Below are 12,408 nucleotides of genomic sequence, written 5' to 3' on the forward strand. Positions count from 1 at the left end.
CTGGAGCGAACTCTGCGTCCAATCCCGATGGGTCGAAAGGCGTGGCTATTCTGCTGGACTGAACTGGGTGCTGAACATGTGGGTATTATCCAGAGCCTGATCAGTACCTGTAAACTGCATGATATCGATCCTTATACCTATCTGACAGACGTGCTGTTGCGGGTTAATGAGCATCCGGCGAGCCGAGTGTTGGAGTTAACGCCAAGAGTTTGGAAAGAGCAGTTTGCAGATCAGCCGTTGCGGTCGGATCTTTATCGAGAGATGAAGCCCCAGTAAGGTTGATGGTTCCGCTGCATCCCTGCAGCACTCGTCCTATCCTGAAGGAAGACAGAGGCTCTCGCCTTGAGAGTTGCGGCTATCCATTGCCCCTCTGTCTGATATAACTTTATCGCCTAGTGACTTGAGTGTATATAGGAAAAAGTCCTAAATATTGAGCTGGCTGGTGATGTTAGGCATTGCTCGGGACTATTATTGTTATGTCAATGACGTCTTAGAATGATCGCTTACCCTTCACTGTGGGCCGCAAAAAGAACTGGCTATTTGCCAACAGCCAGGCGGGCGCCAAAGCCAGTGCTAACCTGTACAGTTTAATCGAGACAGCCAAGGCCAATGGTCTGAACCCGTATGAGTATTTAAAAGTGGTCTTCAAAGAACTGCCCAACGCGCAGAGTGTGGATGCTATCGAGAAACTGTTGCCTTGGAACGCTAGCTTAAATCCTGAGTTGATGTAACTGGGTGGTTGGATTGGCGCTTACTATTAAGTGATGGGTATTTATCACCTTGCCAACACTCGTAAAGAGTCTGTCGACTGATGCCTGCAAGCCAGCAAATCTCTGCTAACGATTGATTTAATTGCTTGCTGCGTTCACGAATGTATGTTTCAAGTTTTAAATTCATATGAATGGCGCAAATATTTTAGGGTTGTCTTGAAATTCTGACAGATATCATAGTCGTATGTAATAAGATTAAAGTAGATATCTAATTTGTTTATCCAAAGCGCAGCGCATAAGTATGAGTTAAAGGTATGAAAAAGAAACGACTACTGACTATAGTTCTTATGGCTTTTCTTAGCGCAACAGCGGTTAACGCTGATAGTTTTTTTGATAAGCCACTCCCCATTTGCTCGAACATCCAAAGTTATTTAGCGTATGAGATTTCCTTAGCTGTTAAGTCACGCTGCGATAATGTAGGCGTTTCAATGACGATAAAAGATCTTCATCAGACATTCAATTCTATGTTGACTAGTGATGATGTATCACCGGAAGAATGCAATCAGGGGTGTCTTCTGCTTGGAGCCACGAAGGGTATGAGCATGAGTGATTGTGTCAAGAATGTTCACGTTGCACCTTTTGTGCAAGGCATGATGGATAGTGGTGTATATAGCCAGGATAACTGTAATCATATGCGATCACGTCTTAACTAACTCATGCGATAACAGTGTTGTCTTTTAAATGGCTTTTGGTAGTGATTATTTTGTTATCGGCGTGTGCTAGCTACCCGCTTGATGAGTGAAATTGAGTGGTAGAGCTTATAGTCTGAACAGCAGTTGCAAGCGCGGCAGCAACAGGCTTAGCGGGATAAAGCTGCTGATGTGCGCTGGTCAGCAAGAGGCCCCTGAACGGCTGGCAGAATCGGCCAGGCAAACGGCTGAAATGGTAGTAAAGCGTAGTAATGCAGCTTATTGTGAGCGTTTGCAGTGTGTTCTTCAGCCTGCTGAGGCTTGGTTGAATCACAAGTGGCGGGCAATTGAGCCTCAGGCACTCGATCTGGTTTCAGGTATAGAACTGCTTTTAGTGCTCAGGCTGTCGAGCCAAGGCGGGGTTCGTTATAGCAGCAAAGCCTATGTTCGCTTCAATGGTTAGGAGCTGACTCTGTCTAATATTCCGAGTCACAATATGCCACAGGGCGTTGTGCTCACATACTCGGCAATTTTGTAGATTACCGCCGTGGTATTCAGCAGAACTTTCAGGTTGATCAGGTCTTGAGGGGGCATTTGCGATGCGAGCTTGTTTTATCTAGAAGAAACGAGAGTCACGTGCGACTGGCCTGAATTAACATTCTTTGAAACAAGTAAAAGTTCTTACTCTTTTCAATGAAAACGTATTTGTGCTGATTCCACCTTGTATATAGAGCGCCTAATGTAAAAGGATACACCATGAAAAAATCACAACATGAGTTGGGTTTGTTCTAATGGACAATCTCGGATAAGGTGCCATTTGTGTACCCATGTTCAAAAGGGAGTCAAAAATGAAAGTATGGGTTTCTTCGGAAAAAGCCAATGCAAAATATAGGTGGCGGAACGTCAGTTCGATCGCATTTGGAACGTTCTTGCTAGCTTCGATTCAATCCGCTTTGGCCGCTGAAACGACGGCTACGGCACAACGCTTGCTGTCTGAGGGCGATCACCAGGCAGCCATCGAAGCTTTGATGTCGGCCTATCAGTCGGGTCAGATCGACAATCAGTCGCTGTTCCTGTTGGGCATGGCGCACAAGTCGGCACAACGCTACCAAGAGTCGGCCAGGTATTTCTCCGAACTGCTTGAAAAAGACCCCGGCGCAACGCGGGTGAAGCTGGAACTGGCCGAGGTTCATTACCGCATGGGCCAGTTGTCGCGGGCAAAGCAGTTGCTGAATGAAGCGAAGGCGAGCAATCCGCCTGCGAGAGTGGGTGAAAACATTGATGTCTTTCTGGCCTTTATCGAAAGTGGAACCCCCAGGTTATGGTCAGGCTATGCCATGGTCGGATTGCTGCACGATACCAACGTCAATCAAGGCCCTCGTATTGATAACGTGTTGATGTATGATTTACCGTTTACGCTAGACAAGGATGCAAGGGAAAATACAGACTGGGCGAGCGTCTTGAAAGCTGGCGTGAATTTCAATCGTGCCATCAACGACAGTCTGGCGCTCCAAGCGGGCCTGAACCTGCATTACACCGACTACCAGAAACTCAACCGCTTCGATGCGCTCAGTCTGTCGTTCAGCGCCGGCCCAAGCTGGAAGGTAAGTGGCTGGTCGTTTTCGCTGCCCTATGTTTTCAACGTGGTCAAAATCGGCCATGACGACGATTGGTACTCGATCAGCAACGGTCTTGCTCCCCAGTTCGGCTACCAGGTCAGCCCCCAGCTATTCGTTCAAGGCAGCCTCGCCTGGCAAGATAAACGCTACAAGGGCAATAGCCCGCGTAATGGCGATACGCTCACCTTCAGCCCGAGCCTGCGCTATTCAATTGACAACAGCAGTTACGTCAATTTCGGCGGATATGTCGGGAAAGAAGACTCAGGCATCGTAACGAGCCGCAATGATTCACATGGATTGAATATCGGTTATTACAAGGCATTCAATAAGCAATGGAGCCTTTATGCCTCACCCGCCTGGAGTCGTACTGATTACAAAGGGATTGAAGCCGCATACGGTAAAAGCAGAAAAGACGAACGTCTCGATTTCACTACAAACCTGAACTATCTGATTGAGCCGTGGAAAGCGAATTTGACGCTGTCGCACACCTATACCGACAATCGGTCGAGTATTGAGATGTATCGGAATAAGCGGCATCAAGTAATGCTTTCTGTTTCCAAGAATTTCTAACAATCAAAGGGAATTAGACTATGAAATCCGTTCGCAATTTCAAGAAAAAAACAATTGTATTGTCTATTATGCTCGGTATTGCGTTTTGTGGTAACGCATATGGTGGTAGTGGTGTTGAGGCTGGGATCAATGTTGCATTAAACGGCATTAAAGGCTATCAACAGTATGGCGATGAAGAAAAATTAAAATCAGCCATTTCGGGAGTCGCTTCTATCGCAAGTTCGATTGAACTTAGCGCCAACTTTGTCACTGTTTCAGCCGAGAAAATTAAGACATTGACTGAGAGTTTGGCGGGTGGTACCCAGCTTAATCTTTTTGAACATACTCGCCATGGAGCTACGTTAGAGTTGGCTGATAAAGTGGGGCGTTATGCGAATGCCTTGTCTGTTGCGACTAGTGCTGCTAGCGCTAGTGTTGATATTCACGACTTTGCAAAGTCAGAAAAGACTCTTGTTGATTCAATGACTCTATTCAAAAATCTATCTGTCACAGCTACTTCACATGTGCCGCTGTTAGGTACTGGGGTTGTGATTGTGGATATGTCAACGGATGCTTTGGTTGCTCAAATTAATTCTTTATTCGATGCCGGAAGAGAGGCGAGCGTATCGGAAGCGAATTACTATCGAACCTTGCATGAACTTGCTTATGCAAAAATTGATGCCGCAATCATCCAAAGTATTAGCAATGGAATAGATGTTGATAATGATAAGATAGTCGAAATTCAAAAAATGGTTGGCAATGAAATAGCAAATATTCTAGATGGCATTAAACCTAAAAATAGATTTTTCGATGGTGATGTTGCTGTTAATAACTATAATAGGTTGAGGGAGTTGAGTGATAGATTAATAAGAGCTGAGTTCTCCGATGGTTTTTTAAATGGAAGGGTTAAGCGATTCACGGCAACGATCAATGAAATAAGAATCGCCGAGAAAGAATTTGTTGCTGCCATGAACAGTTTGATGTCAGATATTGACTTAATTGCCGAGTTGGATCAACCATTGCAGTCCTTAAGAAATTCCCTGCATGAAAGAGAAAAACTGCACTCAATTGATCATAGTAAATTCAGTGAAAAAGCCATCAGTGACGCCATCAGCAACAAGACGGTTGATGTAACAAGAACCATCGAAACCACCCGAAAACTCGAACTGGATCGCCAGCTGGCCCGTTTCGATGTGGACATCTTCTTCCTTGCTGACAACACAGGCAGCATGGGGGGGTTGGTTGGTAGCGCCAAAACAAATGCACAGGCTATTCTGGATGCCTTGCGCACCGATGCGCGGTTTTCCAAGGTCAACGCGCAGTTTGGGGTCGGCATGTTCTTGGGCGATCCAAGTGAATGGGGCGAAACTGCAACGTCCGCCTACCAGCTGCTACAGCCGATTACCAACAACGATGCCCAGATTACGACGGCAATCAATCAGTGGTATGCATCTGGTGGTGGAGATTGGGAAGAGGCCAATTTCTACGCGATTCATCAGGTCATCACCCAGGGCGCGGCTGTGCCACGCGACGCTACGTTGAAAAGTAATCAAGTAACTGGCTGGCGCCCTGGGGCCGCCAAAGTGATCGTTGTGTTTGGTGATGCCCCCTCGTGGCAGAATAGCGTCAACGAGAAAGAGCTGAAAGACTTGGTCCGTACAACTGGCGCGCGCATTGTGTTTATCGATACCAGCCAGATCAATGTCGGTCAGCAGTCGAACGTATTCGCAGCATCCAGCGGTAGGCAAATGCAGGATGCCGCTCTGGAAATTGCTGATGCATCTGGTGGCTCATACATGCATCTTTCAGATGTCTCCAAGATCAAGGAGGCTGTGCTTGACTCGGTATATGACGCGATTGCAGATAATAATTGGGGCGGTGGCATGCTGGCACGAATTGATGCCGGAACAACCTGGCGCTCTCGTACGCCAAGCAGCGTAACGGCGGAAAGCACCGATGGTGGAAAGACCTTGGTCTTTACCTTGCGTTACCCAAATCAGCCGAATGCAACCTTCTCGGTAGACACTTCGGTTGCTGGCAAGGTTTATGGACATGAGTACTATCAGGGCGCGATCACCGGTGCCACCAACATTTTCAGCAAGAACATGAATACCGATTCGGTGTTTCATATCAATGCGGCACAAGACTTTTTCCGTTTTGTTTTGCGAGGTGAATCTGGGGTTGTCGAAGGCTATTTCGGCGAACGCCTCAGTGCGACAACCAAACTGCCGACCTCTGGCGTTTCTACTTACGATCTGCGGCATCGTGTCATTTCTCCCTATGACAATAATGCTTACGCTGCCGGAGGTATGAAACTTTTCGTAAACTGGACGTCTGGAAAGGTGTATGGCTTTGAAAGTAACGCCTCCCTGGCTGGCGGCACAGGCACCGCGCTGTTTATTGGTGATATTGACAGAAGTGGTCTTGAGATCGATGGGCAGTACGTATTCAAGACCCGTCGCCTGACGACAGCCGAAAACAGCAGCATTCCCCGCTACATCCGCGATGCCATGCGCGAAACCACTTCGCTTCAGTTCTACGGCAGCGCCTATCCCAACGGGCTTGGCGGGACTTTTGGTTCGACGTTTTATAACGAGGCCGGCTCCCCCACGCTGAGTTCGATGTTGATGAGCGGCTACGTCAACGAGAAAACCGTGACAAAACCCTATTCCCCGGCAAACAACGAGGTATGGAGTGGCTATGCCGTTGGTTTGGTGGCCAATCGCAGCACGGGTGCGGTTGCTGTCGCTTACAACACGAATCCCAATGATGTGCAGATGACCTTGCGACCTGTCTCAGCAACTGCCAAGGCAGACATCACGGTGCGCGATGGTGGGACGGCGTACAACTTCGGTAGCGATTGGTCGGATACCAGCGTTTATATCAACAAGGATGCGTTTGCTGCGATCAAGGAAATTAATGGCGTTCCCTCCTACGCCGCCACGACCATGACCGAGGACGATGGCTACAACTACCTGTCTTGGGGCGTGTGGAGCACCGAGCTGGTTGCCACACCCAATACGTCGGTCATGGATGGCTCGCACTGGATTGCAGGCACCTTGACGCCAACAACTTCCATGCCGGTAACAGGCTCCGCGACCTATACGGGTCAGATTCGTGGTACCGCACATGAGGGCGGTGCATTGCATGCGCTCAATGGAAGCACCAACCTGACCGCGAACTTCGGTACCGGCAATATTTCTGGACAACTGAATGTTCAATATGCCAATACGGGAGCCGCATATGCCACCTCCAATCTGAGCGGCGTGACGATCAGCGGAAACCAGTTCGGCGGAAGCTTGAGCGGATCGAATAACGCTGGGGCAATTCAGGGTGGATTCTTTGGGCCTGCTGCTCAGGAGGTTGGGGGTAACTGGGCGATAGAGAAGACTTCAGGTTCGAAAGCTGCGGGGGTGTTTTCTGGCAAGAGATAAGCTAAACCCAATGCTAAAAAAGTAATTCTACGGGCACTTGTTCGGCTGGCTACCCATTTTTAACACTTTTATGCAATATGCAGGAAAGGTGATTTGTTCACTTTCTGGGTATGCCGAAATCTCCGACTTAGAGACCCTTAAGAGTAAGACGCCGCTGATCGACTCAGCGGCGTCAGGTTAGTCAGCCGAACACATCGTGATGTTCAGGTTCTTTTTTGCTCTACTCGCAAACCTTTGCCATCAAGCTGGCTGAAGGCAACTACCATATTCAAGTTATCAAACCGATCGATGACAATTATGAATTTCGTGGCGAACAGGCTGGGGTGTCTGTGTATGATTTTACTGAACCTGTGCTCGCGTAGAGCAGTCATTACAGGGGTGAACAAGTGCGCCACACAGATAGCAGATGTTTATATAGCGGCTTGATCCATCAGAGGACGCTCACGCATTTGATATGTATAAAGCTCTAAGCCAATTTGCGCCCGATTCACCCCCCTATTTTTTGTCTAGATCACCAAAATACGGTATTGTTAGCAAACTTATATCAACGGACTCAAGATAGTAACTATTGTTATGATTATCACTCCAAAAATTCGCGGATTCATCTGTACAACAACGCATCCAGTTGGTTGTGAAGCCAACGTAAAAGAGCAAATTGCCTACACTCTAGCGAAGGGAAAAATCGATGGCCCCAAGCGTGTTTTAGTGCTTGGCGCCTCTAGCGGCTATGGCCTTTCCTCACGTATCGCCGCAGCCTTTGGTAGTGATGCGGCGACGATCGGTGTCTTCTTCGAAAAGCCTGCAACTGAAAAAAAACCGGGCACAGCCGGTTGGCACAATGCTGCCGCATTCGAGCGTTTGGCACATGAAGCTGGTCTGTATGCCAAGAGTATCAATGGCGACGCCTTCTCCAATGAAGCAAGAGCAAAAGTCATTGAACTGATCAAAGCGGATTTAGGGCAAATCGATCTAGTAGTGTACTCCCTGGCATCGCCTGTGCGTAAACTACCGGATACTGGTGAAGTGATACGCTCAGTATTAAAGCCTATCGGTGAGCCGTATCGTTCGACAGCCATTGATACCAACAAAGACATCATCACTGAAGCCGAGATAGGGCCAGCGACTCAGGAAGAAGTCGATGCGACGGTTAAAGTGATGGGGGGAGAAGATTGGGCACTTTGGATCGATGCTCTGTCTGCAGCGGGTGTTCTTGCACCTGAATGCAAAACCGTCGCCTACAGCTACATAGGCACAGACATCACTTGGCCAATCTACTGGCACGGTGCGTTAGGGAAGGCCAAACAACATTTAGACGACACAGCAAAACGTCTGAACGCGCAGTTATCCGCGACAGGTGGTCAGGCCAATGTAGCGGTTTTGAAATCGGTCGTGACCCAAGCAAGCTCCGCTATCCCCGTCATGCCATTGTATTTATCCATGGTATTTAAAGTGATGAAAGAGCAAGGTTTACACGAAGGTTGCATGGAGCAGGTGTATCGTTTGTTCAGTACCGGACTTTATAGTGACCAAGCAGAGATCGACTCCGAGGGTCGTTACCGTATGGATGATTGGGAATTGCGCGACGACGTGCAAGAGGCCTGCCGCAAACTCTGGCCACAAGTGACGAGCGAAAACCTGTTCGAACTGACCGACTATGCTTACTACAAAACAGAGTTCCTGAAGCTGTTTGGTTTCGGCATTGATGGAGTGGACTACGAGCAGGATGTGAATCCTTTGGAAGAGTTTGATGTGATTTCATTAGACGCATAAGGATTAACTTCGATGACCTATCAGGGTGTAAAAAATTTCAGTCACGCACAAGCGGATAAAATCGGTGTGCTGATCACCAATCTTGGCACACCGGATGAACCGACCACACCGGCGTTACGTCGCTATTTGAAAGAGTTTCTCTCTGATCCACGGGTTGTTGAAGTCCCTCGCCCCATTTGGTGGTTTATTCTGAATGGGGTTATCCTTAATATTCGTCCAAAGCGCTCGGCTGCCGCCTATCGTGAGGTTTGGACGGATGAAGGTTCACCTTTGCTAACCCATACGCAAGCTCAAACACAGGCTCTGCGTGCGGCTATCCAGAAAGAGTATGGTGATCGTGTCGTGGTTGAGTTTGCGATGCGCTACGGGAATCCCTCCATTGCGTCTGTTTTAGAAAAACTCCAAGCCGCTGGGGTTAGGCAACTCATTGTTTTGCCGCTGTATCCTCAATATTCAGGGGCGACCAGCGCTTCTACCTTTGATGCGATTTCGGCTGATTTCCGAAAGCGTCGCTGGTTGCCTGATCTGCATTTTATCAGTCACTACCCTGACTTTGGGCCTTATATTCATGCCGTTGCTGAGAAGATACGGGCTTTCCAATCGGAAAAGGGTATTCCTGATAAACTTATTTTCTCGTACCACGGTATTCCAAAGCGTTATTTGCTACAGGGCGATCCATACCACTGCGAGTGCTATAAAACATCACGTTTAATCGCAGAGTATCTAGGATTAACTAAGGATCAGTATTTGACAACCTTCCAGTCGCGATTTGGACGTGAAGAGTGGTTAAAACCCTATACAGATGAAACGCTTAAGGCCTTGCCTTCACAAGGTGTCAAGTCAATACAAGTGGTGTGTCCGGGGTTTTCTGCGGACTGCCTAGAGACCATCGAAGAAATAGGTCAAGAAAACCGTGAGTATTTTATGGAAAGTGGCGGTGAAAAATACGATTATATTCCAGCATTGAATGCAGACTCAGATCACATCTCAATGATGCATGCTTTAATTGAGCCTCAGCTTTCTCATTGGTTGAGTCAGCCTGAGCGTAATGCGTCGGCAACTCAAGCCTATGCAAACGCTTTAGGTGCGGATCAATAATTGAATTTGTGGGTCTTAATGAGAGTAGGGCATAATTGCCATACACGCCTACGGGCATAGATTATTTTACCCAAGCGATGCCGGGGAGGTCATGATGAGCAAAACAAAACCCCATCCAAAATTTATGGAAGCCATGCGTAAGTTGAAAACCATGTCTGAGGAGGAGCGTTTGTCTGAAGAGAATAAGGAGCTGTTCGAACAGGCAATGAAGTACGCCCCTCTGGATATTCAGCCTGCCCTCATTGCTATCCAGAAAAAATATGAGCAAACCTATCACTAAACTGACTGAAATTACGATTCTGCGCCATGCAACGGCTCAGGATCGTAATTTGCCAATTGACGATAGGCGTCGCGAATTAGTTGATAAAGGCTTTAATCAATTAGAGCGTGTCGTGGCATTTTGTCGACGTAATGACTTAACACCCGCGCGCTTGTTGAGCAGCCCTTATCCTCGCGCTTTTCAAACGGCTTCCTATCTATATCAACATTTACTGCACTGCCCGAAACCACAAATACTCGAATCCCTATCGCTTATGACACCGACTGCAAGTTTACTTGATGATTTGATGGGGATGGATGACAAGGCTGTTTGGCTTGTGGGTCATGAGCCTGACATAGGATTGCTCATTGCTTCGTTAACCCATATCCCCGTCGATCACTTGGACATTAAAAAAGCATCCTTAACACGGTTGTTATGGGACAAACAGCAGGGCACTGCGCAATTGCTCTGGTCCTTGCCCTGTGCTCTGATGAAATAAAAAATGCCCCCAAACGTCGCTGAACGGTTGGGGGCATTTCCTTTGGTGTTCTAACCCATCTTACATGTTGGGATACGAAGGTCCACCACCACCCTCAGGGGTGACCCAAGTAATGTTTTGTGCTGGGTCTTTAATGTCGCACGTCTTGCAATGCACGCAGTTTGAAAAGTTAATTTGAAAGCGAGGTCCATTGCTCTCTTCAATCACTTCATACACACCCGCTGGGCAATAGCGTTGAGCGGGCTCAGCGTATTTGGGCAGGTTTTCCCGAATTGGTAGATCGGGATCAGTCAAGCGCAGATGGCAAGGCTGGTCTTCCTCGTGAATAGCGTTGGATAAAAACACGGATGACAGCTTGTCAAAGGAAAGCTTTCCGTCCGGCTTAGGGTATTCAATTTTTTTGCATTCACTGGCCAGTCGTAACATTTCATGGTCTTTATGCAGATCATGCAGAGTGACGGGGATTTTTCCACCAAAAATGTTCTGATCAATGAAGTTAAACGTGCCACCAAGGAAGGTGCCAAATTTATGCATGGCTGGGCCAAAATTACGTCCGCGATAGAGCTCATCGTATAGCCATGAATCTTTATAGGCTTGCTCAAATGCAGTCAGGTCTTGTCCGCCTTCATCTCCAGCAAACAAGGCTTTGGCGATGGTTTCGGCTGCCAACATGCCGGATTTCATGCCTGTATGTATGCCTTTGATTTTAGAGAAGTTTAAGGTGCCAGCATTGCATCCAAGTACAAATGCACCCGGCAGTGTCATTTTAGGCAAGCAGTTAAAGCCGCCCTTGGTAATTGCACGAGCACCGTACGAAACGCGTTTGCCACCTTCCAAATATTGTTTTAGAACGGGGTGGTGCTTCATCCGTTGAAACTCATCGAAGGGGCTGAGCCAAGGGTTGGAATAGTTGAGGTCGACAATCAAGCCAACTTCGACTTGGTTGTTTTCATCGTGATATAGGAAGAAACCACCGCTGGCACCATCGCTAAGCGGCCAACCAGAGCCATGCACGACCAATCCGGGCTTGCTTTTCGCAGGATCAATGTCCCAAAGTTCTTTGATGCCAATGGCATAATGTTGGGGGTCTTTACCTTCGTCAAGCTTGAATTTTGCTAGAAGTTGCTTGCCAAGATGTCCGCGAACGCCTTCGGTAAATAGGGTGTATTTTGCATGCAGTTCCATACCGGGCGTGTAGCTGTCTTTGGGTTCACCATTGGAGCCTACACCCATATCTCCTGTTGCTATCCCTTTAACACTGCCATTTTCATGGTACAGAATTTCGGATGCAGGGAAGCCAGGGAAAACCTCAACACCGAGAGCTTCAGCTTGTTCTGCGAGCCAGCGTGTGACATTGGCCAAACTGACAATATAATTGCCTTCATTGTGCATGGGTTTTGGAACCGCAAAGCCAGGTAATTTTACACCTTGAGTTTCACTGGTGAGTAAATACACTTGGTCTTCTGTTGCTGCGGTAACCAGTGGGGCACCACGCTCTTTCCAATCCGGAAAAAGTTCGTTCAGGGCACGGGGCTCCATCACGGCCCCAGAAAGGATATGAGCACCCACTTCAGAGCCTTTCTCTACGACGCAAACGGTCAGCTCTTGCTCCTTTGCTTGAGCCTCTTGCATTAAGCGACAGGCGGCGGAAAGTCCGGTGACGCCTGCTCCGACGATGACGACGTCAAACTCCATCGATTCACGTTCCACAGTTCAGCTCCTCAGTAATAAATTCATCGACTTGTTATTGTAAACACACAGAGTGTTAAAAAAAGAGAACA

General features: G+C 47.8%; 10 protein-coding genes and 1 pseudogene. 10 read left to right on the plus strand and 1 reads right to left on the minus strand.

Annotated elements, in window-relative coordinates:
* The 10 genes and pseudogenes from D791_RS07090 to D791_RS07135 all read left to right on the plus strand — a co-directional run.
* The coding region (locus D791_RS07090) for a transposase domain-containing protein (protein WP_036509659.1) at positions 1-276 on the plus strand (276 nt) is incomplete at its 5' end.
* A 230-nt stretch (positions 277-506) separates the two neighbouring features.
* Positions 507-731 (plus strand): annotated as a pseudogene (locus tag D791_RS07095) (transposase domain-containing protein); the annotation flags it as partial.
* A gap of 858 nt (positions 732-1,589) precedes the next feature.
* The gene (locus D791_RS07105) at positions 1,590-1,862 is read left to right on the plus strand and encodes a hypothetical protein (protein ID WP_036509665.1); all 273 of its coding nucleotides are present in this window, start codon (positions 1,590-1,592) and stop codon (positions 1,860-1,862) included.
* Positions 1,863-2,247: 385 nt separating this feature from the next.
* Entirely contained in the window at positions 2,248-3,588 is a 1,341-nt protein-coding gene (locus D791_RS07110) for a porin family protein (protein ID WP_036509667.1), read from the plus strand.
* 20 nt (positions 3,589-3,608) lie between these two features.
* On the plus strand, positions 3,609-7,001 hold the full coding sequence (locus tag D791_RS07115; protein ID WP_036509669.1) for a transferrin-binding protein-like solute binding protein: 3,393 nt from the start codon (positions 3,609-3,611) through the stop codon (positions 6,999-7,001).
* A gap of 215 nt (positions 7,002-7,216) precedes the next feature.
* Positions 7,217-7,363 carry a hypothetical protein gene (locus D791_RS19985; protein WP_157682262.1) on the plus strand — a complete coding sequence of 49 codons (147 nt, stop codon included), beginning with the start codon at positions 7,217-7,219 and terminating at the stop codon, positions 7,361-7,363.
* Positions 7,364-7,574: 211 nt separating this feature from the next.
* Entirely contained in the window at positions 7,575-8,771 is a 1,197-nt protein-coding gene (gene fabV / locus D791_RS07120; protein ID WP_036509671.1) for an enoyl-ACP reductase FabV, read from the plus strand.
* A gap of 12 nt (positions 8,772-8,783) precedes the next feature.
* A complete protein-coding gene (gene hemH / locus D791_RS07125; protein WP_036509673.1) occupies positions 8,784-9,869 on the plus strand; it encodes a ferrochelatase in 1,086 nt (361 codons plus the stop codon).
* Between the two features lie 94 nt (positions 9,870-9,963).
* Positions 9,964-10,149 (plus strand): hypothetical protein, encoded by a 186-nt coding sequence (locus D791_RS07130; protein WP_036509864.1) that lies wholly within the window; start codon positions 9,964-9,966, stop codon positions 10,147-10,149.
* A complete protein-coding gene (locus D791_RS07135; RefSeq protein ID WP_051514320.1) occupies positions 10,130-10,627 on the plus strand; it encodes a SixA phosphatase family protein in 498 nt (165 codons plus the stop codon). Before D791_RS07130 ends, D791_RS07135 begins: the two co-directional genes overlap by 20 nt.
* A gap of 60 nt (positions 10,628-10,687) precedes the next feature.
* Here D791_RS07135 and D791_RS07140 read toward each other — a convergent pair whose 3' ends face one another.
* Positions 10,688-12,322 carry an electron transfer flavoprotein-ubiquinone oxidoreductase gene (locus tag D791_RS07140; protein ID WP_081763777.1) on the minus strand — a complete coding sequence of 545 codons (1,635 nt, stop codon included), beginning with the start codon at positions 12,320-12,322 and terminating at the stop codon, positions 10,688-10,690.
* Between the last annotated feature and the right edge of the window lie 86 nt (positions 12,323-12,408).

The sequence above is a fragment of the Nitrincola nitratireducens genome (assembly GCF_000585235.1).
Lineage (GTDB): Bacteria > Pseudomonadota > Gammaproteobacteria > Pseudomonadales > Balneatricaceae > Nitrincola > Nitrincola alkalisediminis.

Excerpts from the sequence above, each read along its gene's own strand:
- D791_RS07105 (WP_036509665.1), top strand. The coding sequence starts at position 1,590 with ATGTGCGCTGGTCAGCAAGAGGCCCCTGAACGGCTGGCAGAATCGGCC.
- D791_RS07110 (WP_036509667.1), top strand. The coding sequence starts at position 2,248 with ATGAAAGTATGGGTTTCTTCGGAAAAAGCCAATGCAAAATATAGGTGG.
- D791_RS07115 (WP_036509669.1), top strand. The coding sequence starts at position 3,609 with ATGAAATCCGTTCGCAATTTCAAGAAAAAAACAATTGTATTGTCTATT.
- fabV (WP_036509671.1), top strand. The coding sequence starts at position 7,575 with ATGATTATCACTCCAAAAATTCGCGGATTCATCTGTACAACAACGCAT.
- hemH (WP_036509673.1), top strand. The coding sequence starts at position 8,784 with ATGACCTATCAGGGTGTAAAAAATTTCAGTCACGCACAAGCGGATAAA.
- D791_RS07130 (WP_036509864.1), top strand. The coding sequence starts at position 9,964 with ATGAGCAAAACAAAACCCCATCCAAAATTTATGGAAGCCATGCGTAAG.
- D791_RS07135 (WP_051514320.1), top strand. The coding sequence starts at position 10,130 with ATGAGCAAACCTATCACTAAACTGACTGAAATTACGATTCTGCGCCAT.
- D791_RS07140 (WP_081763777.1), bottom strand. The coding sequence starts at position 12,322 with ATGGAGTTTGACGTCGTCATCGTCGGAGCAGGCGTCACCGGACTTTCC.